This window comes from Phycobacter sedimenti, from assembly GCF_038148855.1.
Taxonomy (GTDB): domain Bacteria; phylum Pseudomonadota; class Alphaproteobacteria; order Rhodobacterales; family Rhodobacteraceae; genus Phycobacter; species Phycobacter sedimenti.
Genome location: NZ_JBBVGR010000007.1, coordinates 137,038 through 160,752, shown reverse-complemented (window position 1 = coordinate 160,752; position 23,715 = coordinate 137,038). Strand labels below are relative to the sequence as shown.

The window sequence follows — 23,715 nt, the reverse complement described above, 5'->3', positions numbered from 1 at the left end:
GATCAATCTGCCCGAGGGGCCGCGCCCTGTCCATCGCTTTTCCGCTGCATCCGTTTGGCGACGCGGGTTGCATAAAGCATCAGCACCACCGCCAGTACCAACAGGCGAAAGAGGTGCGCCGCTGCCACAAAGGTCGGATCGGCGCCAAGGGCGGCACCCAGGATGATCATTGTCTCCAGCCCGCCGGGCGAAAAACCAAGCAAGACATCCAACAGAGGCAAGCCCGAAAGGTATGCCGCCGGAAACGCTGCTACCGCCGCCAATCCGCAGGTCAGCAGCACGATCACGCCGCCCGCCAGCAGGCTGTCGCGCAGCTCTCCCCATGTCATGCCGGTAAACCGCGTGCCGATCAGGCTCCCCATCAGGATCAGCGCGCCCTGGGCGCCCCAGCTCGGCAGACCGCCCTCGGTCCAGCCGCCAAGATGCGCGCCGGCCGCAACCGTGATCCCGGCGATCAGCGTCGGGGCGGGCAGTTTCATCAGGGCCAGAAAGGGTGATATGGTCACGGCGAGTGCGATTTGCGCTGCGATCCAGATCCACGGAGCTACGACAGAGCTGCTTGGCAATCCCATGCCGATCTCCAGTCCCGCCATGGCGGCCCCCACCGGAACCAGCAGTGTCAGGGCCATCAGCCGGATCGAGGCCAGAACCACTGGCCGCGTCAGCGACAGGGACAGGCTGTCGGCGAGGGCGATCACCAGGCTCAGGTGTCCCGGAGCCGCCGCCAGAAAGGACTCGTGCCGCTCGAACGGGAGGAGGCGCGGCACCAGGCTGCGCCCTGCAATGGGCGTGATGATCGTGAGCAGGGCCAGCAGTCCAAAGGCCACCGGCCAGCGCATCACGGCATCGAAACTGTCGGGGCTGACCATGGAGCCGATGCTGAGCCCCATCACCAGGAAACCTCCGTTGCGCAGGCGCGGTGCGATGCTCATCGGCGCGCCCCAGAGGCTTGCAACCGATACGGCAATTGCAGGCCCTGCGAGCAGGGCCATGGGCATATGGATCAGGGATGCGAGCAGCGCTCCGACCCCGCCGACGGCTAGGGTCAGGAGGCTGCGCCGCGCCTCATCCATGCGTGGCGGCCCAGTCCCAATACATCTCGCGCACGCGCCGGGCCACGGGGCCGATCTGATACTGCCGGTCGTCAAAGGCGGTCACAGGCGTGACCTTGCTCATGTTGCCGGACATGAAGACCTCGTCGGCCTCCTCGAAGTCCTGGAACGTCAGGACGGTTTCATGCACCGCTACCCCGTCTGCCTTGAGGTTTTTGATGTGGCGGGCGCGGGTGATCCCGGCCAGGAAGGTGCCGTTTGCGATCGGCGTGAACACTTCGCCATCGCGCACCATGAAGATATTGGCGGTCGCGGTTTCCGCCACATTGCCCATCGCGTCCTGCACAAGTGCGTTGGTGAAGCCCTTGGCGCGGGCCTCGCGCAGCATGCGGGCGTTGTTGGGGTACAGGCAGCCGGCCTTGGCGTTGACCACCGCGCTTTCCAGCACCGGGCGGCGGAACCGGGTGCGGGTCAGGGTGGCGCTGGCCTCGGCCGGGGCCATCGGGATCTCTTCAAGGCACAGGGCAAACCGGGTGCTTTCCGATTCGGGCGCGATCATGGTCGCATCGCCGTCGGTGGCCCAGTACATCGGGCGGATGTAGACCGCCGCGCCGGGGGCAAAGCGTTTCAGCCCCTCGCGGGTGATCTCGACCATGTCCTCGACCGTCACGGTGGGCTTCATCAACAGGGCCTCGGCAGAGGCATTGGCGCGGGCGCAGTGCAGATCAAGATCCGGTGTCACCCCGTCAAACAGGCGTGCGCCGTCAAAGATCGAGGAGCCAAGCCAGGCCGCATGATCGGCGGCGGTCATGATCGGCACATCGCCCTGGTGCCATTGGCCGTTGAAATAGGTGTGGATGGTGTCGCTTGCTGCCATGGGGTGCGCCTTTCGGAATATGCCTTGGGCCGGACCCTAAAAGCCTGCACCGGCAACGTCCAGTACCCCTCTGCCTCTCCCGTGGGTGCAGTGCTGTGCGCCGAGGTTGCCCGTTTGCCGCGCGCCGCTGCAATGCCTCAGCAACCTGTTTCGCGCGCGAAACATCGCGGCTCGTTTGCTGTGCCAGAGCGACACGCGCGCCGCACGGCGCGCCCGGCCCAACTGGGCGCGGGGCATCTGTGATGCGCCCAAGTCCAGGCGGGAGCCCGCGCCTTGTTTTCGTTCAGCGTTTTCGCTCAGATTGGGGTCGCGAGGCCAAGTTTCTTGAGGATCGCGCCTGCGTCCTGTTCCCACTGGCTGCGCAGACCGGCGTTCGGGGTCTGGCGCAGGCCCATGGCGCAGAGGCCGTCGAACTTGTCCGAGTCCTCGGCGCCAAAAGAGGCTGCAACGCGCGGCCACCAGTAGGCGACCGCTTCCTGCGCCTGCGGCCCTTCGCCATGCTGCACCAGCTGGGCCAGCCCCTCTTCGGCCAGTTCCGCGTGGCGCGTCTCGATGGGCCCGATGGCGCGAAACGCTTCGGCCAGAGGCTGGTAGGACACGCGGGACAGCTCGCCAAGCTGTACCACCACCGCGCGGCCCATCAGGAGGTTCATCACCACCGCATCCGTCCAGCCTTCCAGCGGGTAGTTGAAGACCGCAAGGCGCATGTCGTGCTTGCTGCGGCTCTGGCCGATGTCGGCATCGCGCTCCAGTCGTGCGGTCCAGGGGTGATGGTCCGCGTAGGCCTCTGTATCGGCGCCAAAGTCTCCCATGATCCGCAGCACCTTGTCGGCGTTGTCGGTCTTTTCCAGCACGATCTTGGCAGCGGCGATGCGCGCCTTGATGCCGGGGCCTTCGTTGATGATATCGGCAAATCCCGCCGCCCCGGCCAGTTCGCTGTCCACGAAGGTCGCCATCAGTTTCAAAAGCTCGGCGCGGTAGCGCGGCGGCACGTTGGATGGGTTGGTCAGCTTGCCGCCCTGCGCAAGATAGCTGGTGATGCTCATGTCCTCGGCCATGGGTCGTCCTCCCTCAAAATCGGCCCATGCACCCCGGGCCGCAAAACAAAAGACGCGCCCCGAAGGGCGCGCCGTGAAATCTGTTACTGATCGTAATCCACGACCACCTTGTCGGTGACCGGATAGGCCTGACAGGACAGCACATAGCCCTTTTCGACCTCGTAATCCTCAAGCGCGTGGTTGGTGACCATTTCCACCTCGCCCTCCAGCACCTTGCAGCGGCAGGTGGAGCAGACCCCGGCCTTGCAGGCATAGGGCGCGTCCATGGCGTTCTCCAAGGCCGCATCCAGGATCGTGGTGTCCTTGCCCATCTGGATGGTCTGGGTCGCACCGTCCAGCGTGATCGCCGCTGAAGTCTGATTGGCGCCGCTGGCCGCATCCGCCGCGCTCGCCTTGCGTTTCGCGCGGCCCGGCTGGGCGCTTGCGAACAGCTCGAACTTGATCTGATCATCCGTGAGGCCTGCGGTGCGCAGGGCGGCGGCAATGCCCAGCATCATCGGCTCCGGCCCGCAGATAAAGGCGGTGTCCACGTTCTTGATATCGATCCAGTGTTCAAACAGCTGGGCGCATTTCTCCTCGGTCACAAGGCCGGTGAAAAGGTCAATCTCCTGGGCGTCGCTTTCCAGGATATGGATCACGTTGAAGCGGCCCATGTAGAGGTTCTTCAGATCCTCAAGCTCCTCGCGGAACATGATCGTGTTCACACCCTTGTTGGCATAGACCAGCGTGAAGGTGGAGTTCGGCTCTGCCGCCAGCGTGGTTTTCAGGATCGACAGCACCGGGGTGATGCCGGATCCGCCGGCAAAGCCGAGGTAGGATTTCTCCGCCGCCGCATCGAGCGGCGTGAAGAAGGTGCCCATGGGGGCCATCGCCTGCAGGGTGTCGCCCGCCTTCAGCTCGGTGTTGGCCCAGGTCGAAAAGGCGCCGCCGTCGACGCGCTTGATGCCCACCTGCAGGATGCCTTCGTCCTTGCCGGCGCAGATCGAGTAGCTGCGGCGCAGCTCCTCGCCATCGAAATCGCGGCGGAAGGTCAGGTACTGGCCCTGGGTGAAATCGAATTCCGCTGCCGCGCCATTGACTGGCTTCAAAGAGACGACAACCGCATCGCGGATCGTCTTGCGGACATCGGTGACTTCTAGATCGTGGAAGCGCGCCATGGAGGTCTCCTCAGATGCACTTGAAATAATCAAAGGGTTCGAGGCAGTCCTGGCAGCGCCAGTGTGCCTTGCACGGGGTCGAGCCGAACTGGCTGACCAATGTGACGTTCTTGCTGCCGCAATGCGGGCATTTCTCGGGGCCACCTGCGGCTTGCGGCGGGGCGATCCCGTAGTCTTCCAGTTTCGCGCGGCCCTTTTCGGACATCCAGTCGGTGGTCCAGGGCGGCGCGATCTGGGTCTTGAGGCGGATGTTGTCGAGCCCGTGATCACGCAGGGCGGTTTCGATATCCATGTTGATCACCGCCGTTGCCGGGCAGCCCGAATAGGTGGGCGTGACGGCAACCTCCAGCGTATCGCCATCCCAAGCGACCCCGCGGATGATCCCGAGATCCACCAGTGAGATCACCGGGATTTCCGGATCGGGCACGGCATCCAGCCATTCCCAGATCTGTTCCACGCTTGGCTTGTCTGTTGTTTGGCTCATGTGGGTGTCCTCATGTTCTGGACCGGATGTTCTAGCCTGGCAGCACTATCGGTCGGGCAAGGCCCGTCCGCTGCGATGGCCGGGGCCTTGGCCCCAGCCAAGGGAGCCTTTGCCCCCGGTGGGTGTTACCACTTGGCGCCGGGATAGGCGCGCTGCAGCCACTGCATCTGCGTCAGCAAATGGCCCAGGTGCTCGGTGTGCATCTTGCCGGTGCGCCCGCCCTTGTGGCCAAAGGCGCTGTCCGGGATGGTCAGCGTCGCCTCGCCCATGATCCGGCCGATCAGCGCATCGAAGTCAGCGCGCAAAGAGGCCGGATCGGGCGCGATGCCCGCCTTGACCATCTCGGCGTCCACCTCGTCGGACTGGAACATCTCGCCCACATAGGGCCAGAGATAGTCCAGCGCCTCCTGCATGCGGCGGTGGCTTTCCTCGGTGCCATCGCCCAGACCCACAACCGTATCGGCCGAGCGTTCCAGGTGATAGGCGACTTCCTTGCTGGTCTTGGCGGCAATCGCGGCGACCCGTTCGTCGCTGGATTTCATCAGGTGGCCCAGCTGGATCGAGTGCCAGGCATCGAACAGGCACTGGCGCATCAGGGTGCGGCCAAAGTCGCCGTTCGGCACTTCGACCAGCAGCACGTTGCGGAAATCCCAGACATCACGCAGGAAGGCGAGGTCGTCGGCGCTCTTGCCCTCACCCTGCACTTCGCCCGCAAGGCCAAGCCACATCTGGGTCTGACCGATCAGATCCAGCGCGGTATTGGCCAGCGCGATGTCTTCCTCCAGAACCGGGGCATGGCCGCACCATTCGCTGACGCGGTGGCCCAGGATCAGGGTGTTGTCGCCCATCCGCAAAAGGAACTGGGTAAACGCCTCATCACGGGTCATTACATTGCCCCCACTTCTTCGGGGATGTCAAAGAAGGTCGGGTGACGGTAGACCTTGGATTCAGAGGGCTCGTAAAGCGGGCCCTTGTCGCCGGGGGAGGAGGCCGCGATGTGGTTGGCTTCGACAACCCAGATCGACACGCCCTCGTTGCGGCGGGTGTAGACGTCGCGGGCATTCTTGATCGCCATTTCGGCGTCGGGCGCATGCAGAGAGCCGACGTGGCGGTGGCTCATGCCGTGCTGACCGCGGATGAAGACTTCCCAAAGGGGCCATTCGTTTTTCATGGGGTGTTCCTCCTGGCTGAGGGGCCACCCTGCCGCGCATCAGGATCGGGCGCGGGCAGGGGGCGGATAAGGCTTGGATCGCTTATTCGGCTGCGTGCTTGCGCGCGGCCTTTTTCTGGGCATGGGCCAGAAGACCGTCGCGCACCCATGCACCGTCTTTCCAGGCGGTGTTGCGGGCCGCCAGACGGTCGGTGTTGCAGGGGCCGTTGCCCTTGATCACGTCGAAGAACTCCGACCAGTCGGGATCGGTGTAATCGTAGTGACCACGTTCCTCGTTCCACTTGATGTTCGGATCGGGCAGGTCGAGGCCAAGGAATTCGATCTGCGGCACGGTCTGGTCGACGAATTTCTGACGCAGTTCGTCATTGGTGTTCATCTTGATCTTCCAGGCCATGGACTGTTCTGAGTGGACGGACTCCTTGTCCGAGGGGCCGAACATCATCAGCGAGGGGAACCAGAGGCGGTTCAGCGCGTCCTGCGCCATTTTCTTCTGCTCGGGCGTGCCTTCGGCCATCTTGCGGATGGCGTCATAGCCCTGACGCTGGTGAAAGCTTTCTTCCTTGCAGACGCGGATCATGGCGCGGGAATAGGGACCAAAGGAGGTCCGCTGCAGCGGCACCTGGTTCATGATCGCAGCGCCATCCACCAGCCAGCCGACCGCGCCGATATCGGCCCAGTTCAGCGTCGGGTAGTTGAAGATCGAGGAATACTTCATGCGGCCATCCAGCAGCATCTCGGTCAGCTCGTCGCGCGAGACACCCAGCGTTTCCGCCGCGCAGTAAAGATACAGACCATGGCCCGCTTCGTCCTGCACCTTGGCCAGCAGGATCGCCTTGCGCTCCAGCGTGGGGGCGCGGGTGATCCAGTTGCCCTCGGGCAGCTGGCCGACGATTTCCGAATGCGCGTGCTGGCCGATCTGGCGGATCAGTGTCTTGCGGTAGCCTTCGGGCATCCAGTCCTTCGGCTCGATCTTTTCGCCCCGATCAATGCGCGCCTGAAAGGCGGCCAGCTTTTCGGGATCGTCCTGCGTTGCCTCGGATTTTACCATCTGAGCATACATAGCGCGTCTCCTCCGTTAAACTCGTTCCAGGATCAGGGCGGTGCCCTGTCCGACACCAACGCACATGGTGCAGAGCGCATAGCGCCCGCCGGTGCGTTGCAACTGATAGGCCGCCGTCAGCACAAGCCGTGCGCCCGACATGCCAAGCGGATGGCCAATGGCGATCGCGCCGCCATTGGGGTTCACATGGGGGGCATCATCCGCCACGCCAAGGGCGCGCAGGGTGGCAAGCCCCTGCGAGGCAAAGGCCTCGTTCAGCTCGATCACATCCATCTGGTCGATGGTAAGGCCGGTGCGGGCCAGAACCTTTTGCGTCGCGGGCACCGGGCCGATGCCCATCACGCGGGGCTCGACCCCTGCGGCGGCCATGCCGACGATGCGCGCCATGGGTTTCAACCCGTTCTTCGCTGCAGCGGCCTCGTTCGCCATCAGGATGGCGGCGGCGCCGTCGTTGACACCCGAGGCGTTGCCTGCGGTCACGGTCTTGTCGGGGCCGTTGACGCCCTTCAGCTTGGCCAGCTTTTCAGCATCGGTGCCGGGGCGGGGGTGTTCGTCGGTGTCCACGACCAGCGGATCGCCCTTGCGCTGGGGGATGGTGACCGGGGTGATCTCCTCGGCAAAGACGCCCGCCTCATGCGCGGCGGCCCAGCGGGCCTGGCTGCGCGCGGCAAAGGCGTCCTGATCTGCGCGGGAGATGGCATAGTCTTCGGCCACGTTGTCAGCGGTCTGCGGCATGGAATCGGTGCCGTACATCTCGTGCATCTTCTTGTTCACGAAGCGCCAGCCGATGGTGGTGTCATAGACCGCGTTGGCGCGGGTGAAGGCCGAGGTTGCCTTGGGCATCACGAAGGGCGCGCGGCTCATGCTTTCGACGCCGCCTGCAATGGCCATGTCATAGTCGCCCGCACGGATCCCGCGGCTGGCCATGCCCACCGCATCCATGCCGGATGCACAGAGACGGTTGACGGTGGTGCCGGGCACGTCCACCGGCAGACCCGCCAGCAGGGCCGCCATGCGGGCCACGTTGCGGTTGCTTTCGCCGGCTTGGTTGGCATCGCCAAAGATCACGTCATCGATGCTGGCCCAGTCCACATTCGGGTTGCGCGCGACAAGAGCGGCAATGGGCGCTGCCGCCAGATCGTCGGTGCGGACCTGGGAAAGGGCGCCGCCGTAGCGGCCAATCGGGGTCCGGGTGGCATCGCAGATGAATGCATCCATGGGGCTTCATGTCTCCTGTTGGGTCAAAAATTAGCCGACCGTGTAGTCGGTGTACATTAAAGCATCGATTCGCGGCAAGTAAAATGTAACGCAAAATCCTAATTCTGGTGAATCGTGTAACGTATCATCCAGCAGAGTGACCTCACGTCCTTCTCGTGGGTCTCCGAATTTCTGTTGCGGGGGAGGTCGGGTTTCAGGCAGGCTAAAACAGAACGATCGGTCTGTTGTGGGGTGGAGGACCCTGCAGAAGGTATCGCATCGAGGGAGGAGACATGGTGAGGAGTCTGCGCGTCGGTGGTGCCAGCGGCTTTTGGGGCGATGCAGCCCTCGCAACCCCGCAGCTTTTGGCGGCGGGCGGGCTGGATTTCATCGTCTATGACTATCTGGCCGAGATCACGATGGCCATCATGGCCCGCGCCCGCGCCAAGGATTCCGGCGCAGGATATGCCAGTGATTTCGTCAGTGCTGCCATGGCGCCGAACCTTGCGGAGATCGCCGCGCAGGGCGTGCGGATCATCTCCAATGCAGGCGGGGTCAATCCCGGCGCCTGCGCCGCGGCCCTGCGCGAAGAGATCGTGCGGCAGGGGCTAAGCTTGAAGGTCGCGGTCATTGAAGGAGATGACCTGACGGCTGGGATCGAAGAGATTGCCGCCAACGCTCCGACAGAGATGTTCACCGGCGCGCCCTTTCCGCCCAAGGACAGGATCGCCAGTATCAACGCCTACCTTGGCGCCTTTCCCATTGCTGCCGCTTTGGATCGGGGCGCGGATATCGTCATCACCGGGCGCTGCGTCGACAGCGCCGTTACGCTTGGCGCCTGCATCCATCATTTCGGTTGGGCCCCGCAGGACCTGGACCGGCTCGCGGGAGGCGCCCTCGCCGGGCATATCCTGGAATGCGGGCCGCAGGCCACGGGCGGGAACTTTACCGACTGGCGCGATGTGGTGGAGGGGCTGGACACCATCGGCTACCCCATTGCCGAGGTTCATCCCGATGGCAGTTTCGATGTGGTGAAGCCCGAAGGCACCGGCGGGCTGGTCTCGCGCGGCACGGTCGGAGAGCAGATGCTTTATGAGATCGGCGATCCTCAGGCGTACATCCTGCCGGATGTCATCTGCGATTTCTCAAGCGTCACACTGGAACAGACCGGCCCGGACCGCGTGCATGTGGCCGGGGCCAGGGGCCTTGGCGTGCCGGGGGACTACAAGACCTGCCTCACCCATGCCGATGGCTACCGCGCCGGGCATATCTTCACCTTTTATGGCTTGGAGGCCGAAGAGAAGGCCCAGGCCTTTGCCGATGCGGCTTCGACGCGCACGCGGGCGCAGCTCAAAGCCATGAATGCACCCGATTTCACCGATGTGAGCGTTGAGCTGATCGGCGCCGAAAGCCAGTTCGGTGCGATGCGCCAAAGCCCCCCGGCGCGCGAGGTCGCCGCCAAGATCGCCGTGCGTCACGTGGACGCGCGCGCCGTGGGTCTTTTCATGAAAGAGGCCACCGGGCTGGGCCTTGCCACCCCGCCGGGCCTGTCGGGATTTGCGGGCACGCGGCCAAGGCCCAGCCCGGTGCTGGCGCTGTTTTCCTACCTCACGCCAAAGGATCAGGTGGCGGTGACGCTGAGGGATGAGGCGGGGGAGGTCGATATCCCGGCCGCTGAACCGCAGCCCGCCGATCCGCCCAGGCGCCCTGCGCTTCCGGTTGCTCCGACAGCGAATAGGGTGGTCGAGGTGCCGCTCGTGCGCCTCGCCTATGGGCGCAGCGGTGACAAGGGCGACATTGCCAATATCGGTATTCTTGCCCGTCGCCCCGAGTTTATGCCCTGGATCTGGGCCGCGCTGGACGCGGATCACCTGAGCCGCGTCTTTGGTCATTTCACCAAAGGCCGAATCGAACGCTTCTACCTGCCGGGGAGTGCGTCGATGAATATCCTTTTGCACGGCGCGCTGGGCGGGGGTGGCACGTCCTCCCTGCGCAATGATCCGCAGGCCAAGGGATACGCCCAGCTGCTGCTGGCCGCACCGGTGCCGGTGGATGCGGATCTGCTGGGGGGGTGGGATGAATAACGAGGTGTCAGCCAGACGGGCGCTGTCCGGCCTGTTGGCCGGGCGGGACAAGGCAAGATGATAAAGGGAGCCGTGACATGACAGCTTTTCAAAGCCGGATCAGCCCGGCCAGCGATGCCTTTCAGACCAACCGCGCCGAGATGCTGGCGCTGGTGGAGCGCATGCGCGAACTCGAAACCCGCGCGGCGGCCAAATCCGAAGAGCGCCGCCCGGTGTTCGACAAGCGCGGCCAGCTTTCCCCGCGTGAGCGGATCTCGGCGCTGCTGGATCCCGGCATGCCCTTTGTCGAGCTTTACAACATGGCGTCCTATCTGGTGGACGACCCCGACCCGGAGACCTCCATTCCCGGCGCCTCGATCATCACCGGGATCGGCTATGTCTCCGGCGTACGCTGTCTGGTCTTTGCCGATGATGCGGGGATCAATGCGGGGGCGATGACCGGCAAGTCGGTGGACAAGGCGCTGGGCGCGCTGGGAATCGCGCATCGCCAGAAGCTGCCGTTCATTCACCTTGTCGAAAGCGCCGGCGCCGATCTGATGCGCTACACGGTGGAGCTTTGGGCCCATGGTGGCGGCATGTTCGCAGGGCTTGCGCGGCTTTCTGCAGCGGGCATTCCGGTGATCACGGTGCTGCATGGCGCCTCCACCGCAGGCGGGGCCTATCAGCCGGGGCTGTCGGACTATGTGATCGGGGTCAAGGGCAATGGCATGGCAATGCTGGCGGGTGCCGCGCTGGTGCAGGCCGCCACCGGAGAGGTGGCAAAGGACGCCGATCTGGGCGGCGCCGAGATGCACGCCGAGGTAACGGGGCTGGTGGAATACCTTGCCGAAGATGACGCCCACGGGATCGAGATCGCCCGCGAGGTGGTCGCGGGGCTGGGCTGGCCCTCAGGTGCTGCGCCGATTCCAGACTATGACGCGCCGCAACACGACCCTGATGAACTGGCAGGTGTGGTGCCGGTCGATTACCGCAAACCCTATGACATGCGCGAGGTCGCGGCGCGGATCGTCGATGGATCGGATCTTTTGGACTTCAAACCGGGCTACGGGCCTGCAACGCTCTGCCTGCAGGCGCGCATCATGGGGCAGCCTGTTGGGATCCTTGCCAACAACGGCCCCATCGACCCGGACGGCGCCACCAAGGCGACCCATTTCCTGCAGGCGATGGATCAGGCGGGCACGCCGGTTGTCTTTCTGGGTAACACCACCGGCTATATGGTCGGTACCGAATATGAGCGCGGCGGCATGATTAAACATGGCTCCAAGATGATCCAGGCGGTGACCAACCTGCGGGTGCCCAAGATTTCGCTTTACGTGGGGGCCAGTTTCGGGGCCGGAAATTACGGCATGTGCGGTCATGCCTTTGGCGCCGATTTCCTGTTCACCTGGCCAAATGCCATGACCGGCGTGATGGGCGGAGAGCAGGCGGCCCTGACCATGGAGCAGGTCGCCCGCCGCACCGCCGAGCGCAAGGGCCTCCCGGTGGATGAGGAACGCCTTGCTGCCCAGCGGGCCAAGATCACCGCGCATTTCGACCGGCAGTCTCATGCCTTTTATACCTCCGGCCATATGCTCGACATGGGGATGATCGACCCGCGCGACAGCCGCCGGGTGATCGGCTTCTGCCTTGCCACCTGCGTGGAGGCCCGCGCCCGCGATCTGCGGCCCAATGCCTTTGGCGTGGCGCGGGCCTGAAGGGGGGAGACGGACATGACACAGATCACTTCACTCCTTGTGGCGAACCGGGGCGAGATCGCCCTGCGCATCATGAAAACCGCCCGCGCCATGGGCATTACCTGCATCGCCGTGCACACCGAAGCGGACGCGGGCAGCCCCCATGTGGCCTATGCCGACCGCTCCATCTGCATTGGCGCGGGGTCAGTGGGCGACAGTTACTTGTCTGCAGAGAAACTGATCGCGGCGGCGCAGGAGACAGGCGCGGAGGCTGTGCATCCGGGCTATGGGTTCCTGTCGGAAAGCGCCGAATTCGCAAGCGCCTGCACAGAGGCAGGCCTCATCTTCATCGGCCCCGGCGCCGAGGCGATTGCACTGATGGGCAACAAGGCCGCCGCAAAACGGCGCATGATTACGGCGGGCGTGCCCTGCGTGCCGGGATACGAGGGCGAAGACCAGTCGGCGGATGTACTGGCGGCAGAGGCTGCGCGGATCGGCTTTCCGGTGATGATCAAGGCCGCCGCTGGCGGCGGTGGGCGCGGCATGCGTCTGGTGGAGCGGCCAGAGGACTTCTCGGGCGCGCTTGGGCTGGCGCAAAGCGAGGCCTTGTCCGCCTTCGGATCAGACGAGGTGATCCTTGAAAAGGCCGTGATCCGCCCGCGCCACGTGGAAATCCAGGTCTTTGCCGACAGGGATGGCAACACCATCCATCTGGCAGAGCGGGACTGCTCGGTCCAGCGCCGCCATCAGAAGGTGGTGGAGGAGGCACCGAGCCCCGCGCTGGGCGACGACCTGCGCGCCCGCATGGGCGCTGCCGCCGTGGAGGCTGCCCGCGCCATCGGGTATGTCGGGGCAGGCACGGTGGAGTTTCTGCTGGACGACAGCGGCGCTTTCTTTTTCCTGGAGATGAACACGCGCCTGCAGGTGGAACACCCGGTGACGGAGGCTGTGACGGGCCTTGATCTGGTGGCGCTGCAGATCCGCGTGGCCGAAGGGCAGCCCCTTGGCATTGCGCAAGAGGATGTCACGCTGAAAGGTCACGCCATCGAGGTGCGCCTTTATGCAGAAGACCCCGCACAGGATTTCCTGCCGCAGGCCGGGCGCATTGCCCTGTGGCAGGCGCCGAGTGGTGTAGGCATCCGCGTGGATGCGGGGATTGTCAGCGGGCAGGAGGTTTCTCCCTATTACGATCCGATGCTGGCCAAACTCATCGCCCATGGCGCAACCCGGGCCGAGGCGCTGGGGCGATTGACCGCTGCGCTGAAGGATCTCGTCCTCTTCGGTGTGTCCTGCAATCGCGATTTCCTCCTGCAGGTGCTGTGCCACCCCGAGTTTGCCGCCGGACAGGCGACCACCGGCTTCATTGCCGATCACCTGCCTTCTGATCTGGCGGTGCCCCTGAGTACAAAGGAGATCGCACTGGCAGCGGCTCTGATCTACCGCGCCGACCAGGACGCATCGGCCAAGGCCAGCGGCGTTGCGCCCGAGCTATTGGGCTGGTCGGCACAAGGCGTTCTGCAAGCGCGGCTGAAGATCGCCACCGGGGAGGCAGAGCATGATCTGCGGCTGAGCGAAGCGGGCGATATTTTGACCGTTACTCACGGGGATTGGTCGCATCAGGTGACCGGGCAGGGCACGGATCTGCGCCTCGATGGCATCCGCGCCGATCTGAGGCATGTTCTGATGGAGGGCGAGAGGCTGTTCATTGCCAGTGGCGGGCGCATATTCGAGGTCACGCGCCTGCGGGCGGGCGCCACGTCTGCAGCGGGCGGCGCCGGTGGCCAGATCACCGCGCCCATGCATGGCGCGCTTTTGGAGGTCTGCGTTGCGGCGGGCGACCGTGTTGAAGCGGGCACGCGTCTGGCGGTGCTCGAGGCAATGAAGATGCAGCATGAAATTCTGGCAGGGGCTGCTGGCACAGTGACAGACGTGCCGGTCACCGCGGGCGCTCAGGTCAAGGCGGGCGAACTTCTGGTTTCTATTGACGTGGATGGAGGTGAAGCATGAACTCGGACCTGTGCAGACGGCTTGGAATCGAATTTCCGCTCTTTGCCTTCTCGCATTGCCGCGACGTGGTGGCCGCAGTAACCAATGCAGGCGGCATGGGCGTCTTTGGGGCCGCGATGATGAGCCCCGAGCAGTTGGAAGAGGAACTCTCCTGGATCGACGATCACGTGGACGGGCGCCCCTATGGCGTCGATCTGATCGTGCCGAACAAGTTCGAGGCCAAGGGGCAGGACATCCCGGCCGAACAGATCCTTGCCATGGTTCCCGAAGGCCACAAGGACTTTGCCGCATCCGTGCTGCGGGGCAAGGGGCTGGATCCCGGCGATCTGGATGCGCGGCGGCAGGAGCTATTGGTCTTTCGCGACAATATCAGCGCGACAGGCGCACGGCGCAGTCTGGAAGTGGCCTTTCGCCACCCCATCGCACTCATCGCAAATGCGCTGGGCGTGCCGCCCGCCGATATGCTGGAGATGGGCAAGGCAAATGGGGTCGCCGTTGCGGCGCTGGTTGGCACCGCTGCACATGCCCGGGCGCAGGTTGCGGCCGGGGTGGACATCATCGTTGCAGCAGGCGGAGAGGCCGGCGGGCACACCGGCGAGGTTGCAACCATGGTGCTGGTGCCCGAGGTGGTACAGGCGGTGGAGGCGATGGGTGCCTCTGTCCCGGTGCTGGCGGCGGGTGGCATCGCCAGCGGCGCGCAGATGGCGGGGGCAATGGCCATGGGCGCGGCCGGGGCCTGGTGTGGTTCGGTCTGGCTGACCACGGCGGAGGCCGAGACAAACCCGGTGGTGAAGGAAAAGATGCTGGCGGCCAGCAGCGCCGATACGGTGCGGGCGCGCTCACGCACCGGCAAGCCGTCCCGCCAGCTGGTCAGCGGCTGGACCGAAGCCTGGGAGGGCAAAAACGCCCCCAAACCACTGCCGATGCCCTTGCAGACGCTGGTCTCCGAACCGGCGCTGGCGCGGATCGATCAGTTGAGCCAGGCGGGAGATGTGGATGCGCAGGATCTGGCCACCTACTGGGTGGGGCAGGGCGTGGGCCTTATGACCCAGACCATGTCGGCGGGTGCGGTCGTGCAGGCCTTCAAGGAGGATTTCCTGCGCGGCTATGAACGTCTTCAGACGGCGCTGGAAGGATGAACCGGATCCTTCAGGGCGCCTTCGTAGTGTAGCAAGGTGTTGGGATAGCCGATCCCGTCGATCTCGAACATGGTGTCACCCACGGTTGCAAATCCCTGCCGGTGATAAAATCCGATGGCGGGGGTGTTTTCTGAATTGGTCATGAGCCACGGCTCGCCCAGCCCGTGGGCGTCGCAATGCTCCAGCCCGGCCTTTAGAAGCGCCTGCCCGATGCCGCCGCCATGATGACGCGGCTGCACGTAGAGGGTGGAAATCTCGGTCATGCACCCGCCCACGGGTGACGGGCGGTTTTGCGTGATACGGATATAGCCGTCGATCCCGACCCGGTTCTGGGAGACGATGATGGTCTCTTCGGGATCGCTCAGCAGGGCCGCAAAGCGGCCTGGGGTAAAGGCGTCCAGAACGAAGGAGGCGAAGGTCCCGTTCACGCCTTCGCGTAGGTAGGTTCCCGTCCACACCTCGATCGACAGCGCCGCAAGCGCTGCGCAATCGGCTGACTTCGCGGGGCGCAGGTTGAGCGTTCTATTGGCGGCGCGGGGCTTTGGCATGGTCTTTGTTCCGGGAGTTGGGTGGAGCGGACAGTAAGAGCATGGTGGGGTCGGTCGAGGAATGGGACAGCGTGCAATCTGATCGCCTGTGTGCAGATTGCAACGCGGTGCTCCCGCCCGGCTTGGCCCATTTGAAAATGGGCACGTGCCCGTTGGGTCCGGCGCCGCGCGGCGCGCGGCGCTGCACCGTGCGTGGCACGGTGCCATGCCCAAGGCCGCCAAGGTCCAACCGGCCTTGGCCGGTGGTCCTGCGGGCGCGGGAGCCCCGCCGCGATGGGATGCAATGCGCGGTCGTCGTTCGGGTTCACCCCTGACGTTGCGTTGGGCCGGTGCCCCGCCTATCCTGCGCTGCAAGGCAATCGAAGCAGTGACAACAGGACAGGCATGGCCGGGCAGAGTGAGCAGCTACTCAACGCGATCTTCAGCGATATCGACGAGGGGCGCCTCAATCCCGGTGACGTGCTGGACGAGGCGGGACTTGTCAGCCGTCACAACGTCTCGCGCACGCCCGTGCGGGAGGTGCTGATCCAGTTGGAAACCGCGGGTCTGATCCGCCGCCTGCCGCGCAAGGGCGCGGTGCTGTTCAAGCCGACGCTGGAAGAGTTCCTCGCCATCCTCGAAGTCCATGCCAAGCTGGAAGGGCAGGCCGCCGGCCTTGCCGCGCGCCGCATGACACCGGCGCAAGCCGAGGACCTGGAGCGTATCGTGGCCGCCTGCGAGGCGCATGCTGCGGAAAAGGGTGACGCAGATCCCGATGGCTATTACCAGCTCAATCTGCGCTTTCACGAGGTGATCGCGCTGGGGTCCGGCAATCCCTTCCTGGTGGAGATGATCAAGACCAACGCGCGCAAGCTGATGGCCTATTACAGGGCGCGCTACCGCTACCCCGGTTCCATTGCCGCCTCTGCCCGCGATCACCGCAGGCTGGCGGGGTTGATCCTGGTCCACGACAGCGCAGCCGCCGAGGCAGAAATGGCCGCCCACGTGCAGTTCGATCAGGTGACGGTGATGGATCTTCTGGCGGCCTTGGGCTGACCCTCAGCGGGTGCCCTGTTCAAAGAACCGGACCAGCGCTTCGGCAAACCGCGCCTGATCGGATGTTTCCGCAAGGCTCTCCATAGCCTGCGCATAGACCTCTTTCGGCAGAATCCCCTGCATCTCTTTGGTCAGCGCGGTGATGAAGCCGTGGCTCATCTCCGGGTGATGCTGGGTGGTCCAGATGTGGCGACCGACGGTAAAGCCCGCGATCATCCCGTTGCTGCGGGCCGTCGGCACGGCGACCTGCGGCAGGGCTGTGACGCATTCCTTGTGCGAGCCATAAAGGCGCAACGGGTTTGGCAACTCGCGCGCCCAGGCGGGCGTGTTCTGCAAGGCATTGAGCGTCAGCCCCTGTACCCAGCCGCATGGATTGTCCCCGAGCGCGCCACCAAGGGCCAGCGCCACCGCCTGATGACCGAAACAGGCCCCGAACAGGGGCTGCTTGCGGGCGTGCATATCCCGGACCAGCTCCATCAGCGGCGGGATCCACGGCAGATCATCGCGGACCGAGGCCGGGCTGCCGGTGATCAACGCGCCATCAAAGGTGGCGATGTCCGATGGGAACGCGCCATCCTTCACCGAAAAGACCGAGACCTGCCAGCCGGGGCGGGCCATGTGGATGAGATCGGTGAATTTCTTCCCGTCCTTGGGGTGGCGCGCGGCAAAGTCGCTCTCGTCTGTGTTGGTCATCAGAATGGCCAAGTGCATGATCTGCCTCGCAAGATTTTCGTTTACATATTTATGAGGTCCAATAATATACACAAAGCAACCATTCGGGAAGCCCCTCATGACGATCTGGACACCGCAGGACGACGGCTTTGCCGATCTCAGCAGCCACGACACATTTGCAGCAGGCGCGCCGCATAACACCTTTGCCCGGCTGCGCCGCGAGGATCCCCTGCACTGGACCGATTACGCGGGCGGTGAAAACTACTGGTCGGTGACCCGCTACGAGGACATCACGGCGATGAACAAGAACACAGAAGTGTTCTCATCCGCCCGCGGGATCCGGATGGAGGATCAGTCCTACGAGGAATACCTCGCCCGCCGCACCTTTCAGGAGACCGACCCGCCGGAACACTCCAAGGTGCGCATGAAGCTGCTGAGGGCGTTTTCAAAGACCACCATGGCGCAATACGAAGAGGACATTCGGTCCTTATGTGCCGAGATCCTCGATCAGGCGCTCGCAAAGGGCAGCTTTGACGCGACCAAGGAGATCGCCCGGCAATTGCCGATGCGGATGCTGGGGCGCGTGGTGGGCCTGCCTGAGGAGGATCTGCCCTGGCTGGTGGAAAAGGGCGATGCCCTGATTGCCAATACCGACCCCGATTTCACCACGCACGTCCTCGACAAGATGGACACGGATGAGTTCCGCATGATGCCCTTCAATTCGCCTGCGGGGGCCGAGCTTTATGTCTATGCCAAGGAGCTGATGGAGGCGAAGACGAAGAAGGGCGACACTTCCGGTGTGTTGAACCTGATCCTGGAACCGGCCAAGGATGGATCGACCATCACCGAGACCGAGTTCCGCAATTTCTTCTGCCTGCTGGTGGCGGCGGGCAATGATACTACGCGCTATTCCATCGCGGCCGGCATTCAGGCCTTGTGCCACCAGCCGGAGCTGCTCGCGCAGATGCAGGCAGGCGGGGACGTGTGGGAAACCGCCGCGGATGAGATCATCCGCTGGGCGACGCCCGCGCTCTACTTCCGCCGTACCGCAACGCGGGATGTGGAGATGCACGGCAAGACGATCCGCGCAGGCGACAAGGTGCTTTACTGGTTCATCTCGGCCAATCGGGACGAGAGCTATTTCGACGATCCCTTCCGCGTCAACCTGATGCGCAGCCCCAACCGGCATCTCTCTTTCGGGCAATTTGGCCCGCATGTCTGCCTTGGCATGTGGCTGGCCCGGCTGGAAGTGACCGTGCTGTTTCAGGAGCTGGCGAAACGGATCAGCCATATCGAGGCGGCGGGGCCGCACAAATTCCTGCGTTCGAACTTTGTCGGCGGCATCAAGGAATTGCCGGTACGGGTCGAGGCGGCATAGGCTGAACTGACATGTAGGGTCCGGGCGCAGCCCGGACAGCGCCCGACCTCCCCCGTGGGAGGGCGCTTGCGCACCCACCCGAGGTCGGGCGCTGTCCTCTTGTTGGTGTCTGGAATGATGGGGGCAAGCGGCACATGAAAGTTGTCGCGTTACCACAAAGAGATCCGTCCAACAGGAAAGGACTACCCATGAAGACCCGCCTGCGCGCGATGTTCTGCGACCACCTCAGCATCATGCGGGGAAAATACCTCCCCAACTCCAAGATCGGTGACGATTCAACGCGCTTCTGCCGCTCTGTCTTTGGCACCCATTACGACAAGGATCTGCTCGATGCGCCGGGATCCATGGTCAAGCAGGGCCTGCCGGATATGGAGCTGAAATGGCTGCACGACGATATCCGCGACAGCTGGCATGCCTCCACCAAGGTGGTTCTGGGTGATCTCTATGATGACGAGGGGCAGCCCCTTTCCCTGTGCCCGCGCGGCGCGCTGAAACGGGCGGTGGCGGCCTGGGCGGCCAAGGGGTTGCAGCCCAAGGTTGGAATCGAGCTCGAAGCCTTTGCCCTGCAGGCCGATGAAAATGGCCGCCTTGTGCCCTATGATGCCCCCGGCGGCGTGGTCTATGGCACCGGCCCCTTTGCCGATCCCCTGCGCTTCAACGACCGGATCTGGGCCATGGCGGATGAGATGGGCTTTAGCCTGGATATGATCACCGCCGAATTCGACAGTCCGCAGTTCGAATATACCCTGACCTTCGACGATGCGGTAAAGGCGGTGGACGATATTGTCCTCTTCCGCCTGATGGCGCGGGAGATCGCGCTGGAATACGGGATCGTGCTGACCTTCATGCCCAAACCCATCGCCGAGGCGGGCGGATCGGGCATGCATATCAACTATTCCTTCGTGGATGAGGCGGGCGGCAATGCTTTGTCCTCTGGCCCGTGTGGCGGCCCCGAACACATGAATGATCTGGCGCGCGGCTGCCTTGCGGGCGTCTTGCACCACCACAAGGGGCTGGCGGGGCTGATCGCGCCCACTGCCAACAGTTACATGCGGCTGCAGCCCGGGAGCCTTTCAGGCTACTGGCAGAACTGGGGCGGCGATCATCGCAACGTCACCACAAGGATCAGCTCTGAAGGCGGCGCCAAGGCGCGGCTGGAGCACCGTATGGCCGATGCCTCCTCCAATCCCTACACGGCGGTGGCGGCGGTTCTGCAGGCGTCTTTGCTGGGGGTAGAGAAAGGCTATGCCCTGCCACCGATTGAAACGGGCGATGGTTTTGACCGCACCGACGCGCGAGAGGGCACGGCGATCGATCTGAAAGGCGCCGTCGCGGATCTGGAGCGTGACAGGATTCTGGCCGAGGCGGTCGGGGCCGAGCTGGTCGCCAACCACGTCTTCATGAAGCGCAAGGAAGTGCGCAAGACCCGCGATCTGGAGGGCGACGGGATGCGGGACTTCTACGTGCACTTCGTCTGACTGAGGGGCTTTCGGGCAGCGGCGATCGAAGGTGTCTCAATACACTTATTTGCCTGATGTTGCGTAGTGTTGCTGCGATAGCGTCTGGTGGTGCCGTATCGCGATGCCGCGCCGCGTCAGCGGCGCCGCCGAAAGGCGCGGGCCCGAAGCGCATGCGCTTCGGGCCCGCCATGGTATCTGGTGGCCTCTGCAGGGCCAAGGGCCCTGCAGAGGCGCCCGCGCACCATCGAGGACTTAGCTGACCGCCGCAAATCCTGCAGCGAGCGCCGAGAGGATCACCTGCACATCCGCAGTTTCCAGCACCAGCGGCGGGGAGAGGATGATGTTGGGGCCGGAGACCCTGACCATGGCCCCTTCGCGATAGGTGACCTCCTGCAGTGCGCCGATGGTTTTCTTGTCGATCGGGGTCTTGCTGACGTGATCGCCGACCAGCTCCAGCGCACACATCAGCCCGTGGCCGCCGCGCACATCACCGATGAGGCCATACTTGTCCTTCAACGCCAAGAGCCCCTGATGCAGCTCCGCCCCGCGCGCGGCCGCGTTTCCCGGCACATTGAGGCGCTTGGTCTCCGCAAGGCAGGCGAGCGCCGCAGCCGCGCCCACCGGGTGGCCGGAGTAGGTGTAGCCATGGCCGATGGCCGCCTTGCCTGTCTCATCTCCTTCGAACACCTCGGCAACCGCGTCTGAAATCATCACCGCGCCAAAGGGGAAATAGCCATTGGTGATCGCCTTGGCGGTACACATCAGGTCGGGCTGGACGCCCCAATGGCGCGATCCGGTCCAGGATCCGGTGCGCCCGAAGGCGGTGATCACCTCATCCGCGATCAGGAGGATCCCGTGTTTCGAACAGATCTTGCGCACGCCGGGCATGAAGCTTTCATGCGGCGGGATCACACCGCCCGCTCCCAGGATCGGCTCCATGATGAACGCGGCGATGGTGCCCGCCCCCTGAAAGGCGATCTCATCCTCCAGCGCCTGCAGGCAGAGCTGGGCAAGGCGCTCGGGGTTGGTCTCATTGAACGGGTTGCGATAGGTATAGGGGGCCGGGATGTGGTGGCAGCCGGGCAGGAGCGGCTCGTACTGGGTGCGGAAATTGGCATTCCCGTTGACCGAGGCGCCGCCCATATGGGTGCCATGATAGCCCTTCTTGAGGCTGAGGAATTTGCTGCGCCCCTCCTGCCCGCGGATCTTGTGGTACTGGCGTGCCAGGCGCAGGGCGGTTTCCACCGAATCCGAACCGCCCGAGGTGAAGAACGCACGGGACAGGCCATCGGGCGCAAAGAAGTCCTTCAGCTCTTCGGCCAGCTGGATCACCTGATCGTTGGTGGTGCCGCGGAAGGTCGAGTAATAGGGCAGGGTGTCCAGCTGCGCCGCGATGGCGTCCTTCACCGGCTGGCAGGAAAAGCCGAGGTTCACGTTCCACAGGCCGCCGACCGCATCGACGACCTCATGCCCGTCCACATCACGAATGCGCACGCCAGAAGCGCCTGTCACGATAGTGGGCGGATTGGCGAGGCTGTCGGCGGGATGCGCCATGGGGTGCCAGAGGGATTTGGCGTTATGTTCCTTGAGGTAGTTGGAATCTTTCATGAAATCAGCTCCTGACTGCGGCGCCATGGAAGGCGGGCAAGGGGGGAAGGGCGAAAAACGGGTGTCGGCTTTGGCAGGCTCATGCGGCGGCCTCGCTGGGGTAATCGGCTGGCGCGGCGCCTCCGATGCGGTGGGTCAGGGTCTGGCCCGCGCGGCGCAGGGCTTCGGGGATCAGCGCGGCCTGGTCTTTTGTCATACGCGACACCGGCGCAGCCACGGCCAGTGCGCCGATGACCTTTGCGTCGGGGCCAAAGACCGGCACCGCGTGGGAATGCACCTCGGCCTCGAAGCCGCCGACCGATTGCGCCATGCCGACTTTTCGCACTTGGCGCAGATGGGCGCGGATCGTCTGCGGATCGGTGACGGTGGCGGCGGTGTGGCTGTGCAGAGGACCGGACAGGATGGCGTCGACAAATGCGGGCTCGGCAAAGGCCAGCACGGCAAGGCCGGAGGCGGTGCCATGATAGGTCAGAACCTCGGCGTCCTCCATCATCACGCGGGTGGCGTGGCGCGGCGAATAGGCGTGGCTGAGCGAGTTGAGCTGACTGCCCTGCACCAGCGACAGGTGCGTGGTCTCGCCGGTTTCCTCGCTCAGATCCTTGAGCACTCGGCGCGATACCGACAGGATCGGAACAGCCGCCTCCCGCAGGGCGGCAAGGCGCAGAACCTGGGGCCCCAGCCGGTAGGACCGGTCGCCATCGGCCTGTTCGACAAAGCCTGAGTCCTGCAATTCACCCATCAGGCGATAAACGGTCGCCTTGTTCATCCCCGACAGGCGCGTGAGGTCGCTAAGCCCGATCTCGGTCCGGCCATGGTTGAAATATGTCAGCAATGACAAGGCTTTGGAGACTGTACCCATGTGGCGCGGCGATCCTGTGAATGCTGTTTGATCAGGCAAGGCAAAGGAATTTCCGCCTCGGCCCTTCAAATTTGTTGACAGATAAGCGGGGAGGCTGTCAATCTAAATTCAAACCAATGGTTCAAATAATGAACCGATAATAAGCCGACCCCAACTGACAGCAACCGGGAGACTTGCAATGAAACTGACCACCATCGTCAAAGGCGCAGCGGCAGCCGCCGCCCTTGGCCTCAGCGCCGTTGCGGCGCAGGCCGAGTATCCGGAAAAGCCGGTGAACTTCATCGTGCCCTGGCCTCCGGGCGATCTGGAGGATGTGCTGACGCGGATGATCGCGGAGGACTTCCAGAAGGAATATGGCGTCGCGGCTGCGGTGGTTAACAAGCCGGGTGGTGGCGGCGGTCCCTTCCCCGGTGCGATCGAGGTCGCCAATGCGCCCGCCGATGGCTACACCATCGGCTCTTTCGTGATCGGCGTGCCGGTTGTCGGCCACCAGATCGACATCCCGCCGCTGACCCCGGCCAAGTTCGACCCGCTCGGCATCTTCTTGACCTATCCCTTTGTGATCGCAACCTCGGGCGATGCGCCCTATTCCTCGATGGAGGAACTGGCCGCCTATGCCAAGGAGAACGAGGTGGCGCTGGGCCATTTCGGCGATGTGCTGACCCCGACGCAGGTGACCAAGGCTTTCGCCAAGAACGCCGGGTTTGAATGGGGCTCCGATGCGGCATTCGATGCGCTGGACTGCAACACGCTGGCCTCGGGCGATGCGGATGTGATCAACACCACGCTGCAGCTGATCCTGCCTTGCCTGGATGACGTGAAGGTGCTGGTCTCCATCACCGATGAGCGCATCCCGCTGGTGCCCGATGCGCCCGCGATTGGCGAGCTGGACGAGAGCCTCAACATCGCGCTCTGGAACGGTCTTTTCGTCACCAAGGACACGCCGCAGGACGTGCGCGACAAGATCATCGCCGTGGCCGAGAAAACCGTGATGAGCGCGCGCGCGCAGGCGGTGGCCAAGGAAACCGGCGCGCTGGTCTACTGGCAAGGTGCCGATGACAGTGCCGCCCGCGTGGCCAACGACATCGAGACGATGGACCGGATCGGCTCCATCCTCGAATAAGGCCTCCTCCCGTGTCGGGGCGCCTTTTGAGGCGTCCCGGTGCCTCTCTATTTGCGCGACAAAAAGATCCCCT

The 23,715-nt window shown here is 64.1% G+C and carries 21 protein-coding genes; 8 read left to right on the top strand and 13 right to left on the bottom strand.

Annotation, left to right across the window (positions count from 1 at the left end):
• Positions 1-2 precede the first annotated feature (2 nt).
• The 9 genes from AADA15_RS13715 to pcaF all read right to left on the bottom strand — a co-directional run bounded on the left by AADA15_RS13715 (position 3) and on the right by pcaF (position 8,077).
• Positions 3-1,073, bottom strand: coding sequence for an AbrB family transcriptional regulator (locus AADA15_RS13715; protein WP_341642119.1), 1,071 nt, complete (start codon positions 1,071-1,073; stop codon positions 3-5).
• Entirely contained in the window at positions 1,066-1,929 is an 864-nt protein-coding gene (locus AADA15_RS13710) for a branched-chain amino acid aminotransferase (RefSeq protein WP_341642118.1), read from the bottom strand. The genes AADA15_RS13715 and AADA15_RS13710 overlap by 8 nt, the downstream gene beginning before the upstream one ends.
• 296 nt (positions 1,930-2,225) lie before the next feature.
• Positions 2,226-2,987 carry a Phenylacetic acid catabolic protein gene (locus AADA15_RS13705; RefSeq protein ID WP_341642117.1) on the bottom strand — a complete coding sequence of 254 codons (762 nt, stop codon included), beginning with the start codon at positions 2,985-2,987 and terminating at the stop codon, positions 2,226-2,228.
• 83 nt (positions 2,988-3,070) lie between these two features.
• Positions 3,071-4,144: a 1,2-phenylacetyl-CoA epoxidase subunit PaaE gene (gene paaE / locus AADA15_RS13700; protein ID WP_341642116.1), complete on the bottom strand. Its 1,074-nt coding sequence runs from the start codon at positions 4,142-4,144 to the stop codon at positions 3,071-3,073.
• 10 nt (positions 4,145-4,154) lie between these two features.
• Positions 4,155-4,628 (bottom strand): 1,2-phenylacetyl-CoA epoxidase subunit PaaD, encoded by a 474-nt coding sequence (gene paaD, locus AADA15_RS13695; RefSeq protein ID WP_341642115.1) that lies wholly within the window; start codon positions 4,626-4,628, stop codon positions 4,155-4,157.
• Positions 4,629-4,753: 125 nt separating this feature from the next.
• Complete coding sequence (gene paaC, locus AADA15_RS13690) at positions 4,754-5,515, bottom strand: 1,2-phenylacetyl-CoA epoxidase subunit PaaC (protein WP_341642114.1); 762 nt, start codon at positions 5,513-5,515, stop codon at positions 4,754-4,756.
• Entirely contained in the window at positions 5,515-5,799 is a 285-nt protein-coding gene (gene paaB, locus AADA15_RS13685; protein WP_341642113.1) for a 1,2-phenylacetyl-CoA epoxidase subunit PaaB, read from the bottom strand. Before paaB ends, paaC begins: the two co-directional genes overlap by 1 nt.
• A gap of 82 nt (positions 5,800-5,881) precedes the next feature.
• On the bottom strand, positions 5,882-6,859 hold the full coding sequence (paaA, locus tag AADA15_RS13680) for a 1,2-phenylacetyl-CoA epoxidase subunit PaaA (RefSeq protein ID WP_341642112.1): 978 nt from the start codon (positions 6,857-6,859) through the stop codon (positions 5,882-5,884).
• A gap of 15 nt (positions 6,860-6,874) precedes the next feature.
• A complete protein-coding gene (gene pcaF, locus AADA15_RS13675) occupies positions 6,875-8,077 on the bottom strand; it encodes a 3-oxoadipyl-CoA thiolase (protein WP_341642111.1) in 1,203 nt (400 codons plus the stop codon).
• Between the two features lie 272 nt (positions 8,078-8,349).
• Between pcaF and AADA15_RS13670 the strand changes: the two genes are divergently transcribed.
• From AADA15_RS13670 to AADA15_RS13655, 4 genes are all read left to right on the top strand, one after another.
• Complete coding sequence (locus AADA15_RS13670) at positions 8,350-10,140, top strand: acyclic terpene utilization AtuA family protein (RefSeq protein WP_341642110.1); 1,791 nt, start codon at positions 8,350-8,352, stop codon at positions 10,138-10,140.
• A 77-nt stretch (positions 10,141-10,217) separates the two neighbouring features.
• Positions 10,218-11,834, top strand: a complete 1,617-nt coding sequence (locus AADA15_RS13665; protein WP_341642109.1) for an acyl-CoA carboxylase subunit beta — start codon at positions 10,218-10,220, stop codon at positions 11,832-11,834.
• Between the two features lie 15 nt (positions 11,835-11,849).
• Positions 11,850-13,820, top strand: coding sequence for an acetyl/propionyl/methylcrotonyl-CoA carboxylase subunit alpha (locus tag AADA15_RS13660; protein ID WP_341642108.1), 1,971 nt, complete (start codon positions 11,850-11,852; stop codon positions 13,818-13,820).
• Positions 13,817-14,959: a nitronate monooxygenase gene (locus tag AADA15_RS13655; protein ID WP_341642107.1), complete on the top strand. Its 1,143-nt coding sequence runs from the start codon at positions 13,817-13,819 to the stop codon at positions 14,957-14,959. The genes AADA15_RS13660 and AADA15_RS13655 overlap by 4 nt, the downstream gene beginning before the upstream one ends.
• On the opposite strand, the gene AADA15_RS13650 is transcribed toward AADA15_RS13655, so the two are convergent.
• On the bottom strand, positions 14,938-15,507 hold the full coding sequence (locus AADA15_RS13650) for a GNAT family N-acetyltransferase (RefSeq protein ID WP_341642106.1): 570 nt from the start codon (positions 15,505-15,507) through the stop codon (positions 14,938-14,940). The genes AADA15_RS13655 and AADA15_RS13650 overlap by 22 nt on opposite strands.
• Before the next feature lie 384 nt (positions 15,508-15,891).
• On the opposite strand from AADA15_RS13650, the gene AADA15_RS13645 reads away from it, so the two are divergent.
• Positions 15,892-16,542, top strand: coding sequence for a GntR family transcriptional regulator (locus AADA15_RS13645; RefSeq protein ID WP_341642105.1), 651 nt, complete (start codon positions 15,892-15,894; stop codon positions 16,540-16,542).
• Positions 16,543-16,545: 3 nt separating this feature from the next.
• Here AADA15_RS13645 and AADA15_RS13640 read toward each other — a convergent pair whose 3' ends face one another.
• Positions 16,546-17,235 (bottom strand): type 1 glutamine amidotransferase, encoded by a 690-nt coding sequence (locus AADA15_RS13640; RefSeq protein ID WP_341642104.1) that lies wholly within the window; start codon positions 17,233-17,235, stop codon positions 16,546-16,548.
• 97 nt (positions 17,236-17,332) lie between these two features.
• On the opposite strand from AADA15_RS13640, the gene AADA15_RS13635 reads away from it, so the two are divergent.
• Positions 17,333-18,592: a cytochrome P450 gene (locus tag AADA15_RS13635; protein ID WP_341642103.1), complete on the top strand. Its 1,260-nt coding sequence runs from the start codon at positions 17,333-17,335 to the stop codon at positions 18,590-18,592.
• 188 nt (positions 18,593-18,780) lie between these two features.
• Positions 18,781-20,070, top strand: coding sequence for a type I glutamate--ammonia ligase (locus AADA15_RS13630; RefSeq protein ID WP_341642102.1), 1,290 nt, complete (start codon positions 18,781-18,783; stop codon positions 20,068-20,070).
• A gap of 234 nt (positions 20,071-20,304) precedes the next feature.
• Here the strand turns inward: AADA15_RS13630 and AADA15_RS13625 are convergent, their stop codons facing one another.
• Positions 20,305-21,660 (bottom strand): aspartate aminotransferase family protein, encoded by a 1,356-nt coding sequence (locus tag AADA15_RS13625; RefSeq protein ID WP_341642101.1) that lies wholly within the window; start codon positions 21,658-21,660, stop codon positions 20,305-20,307.
• A 79-nt stretch (positions 21,661-21,739) separates the two neighbouring features.
• Entirely contained in the window at positions 21,740-22,519 is a 780-nt protein-coding gene (locus AADA15_RS13620) for an IclR family transcriptional regulator (protein ID WP_341642100.1), read from the bottom strand.
• Between the two features lie 178 nt (positions 22,520-22,697).
• Here AADA15_RS13620 and AADA15_RS13615 point away from each other — a divergent pair, with 178 nt between their 5' ends.
• Positions 22,698-23,642, top strand: coding sequence for a tripartite tricarboxylate transporter substrate binding protein (locus AADA15_RS13615; RefSeq protein WP_341642099.1), 945 nt, complete (start codon positions 22,698-22,700; stop codon positions 23,640-23,642).
• The last annotated feature ends 73 nt before the right edge of the window (positions 23,643-23,715 follow it).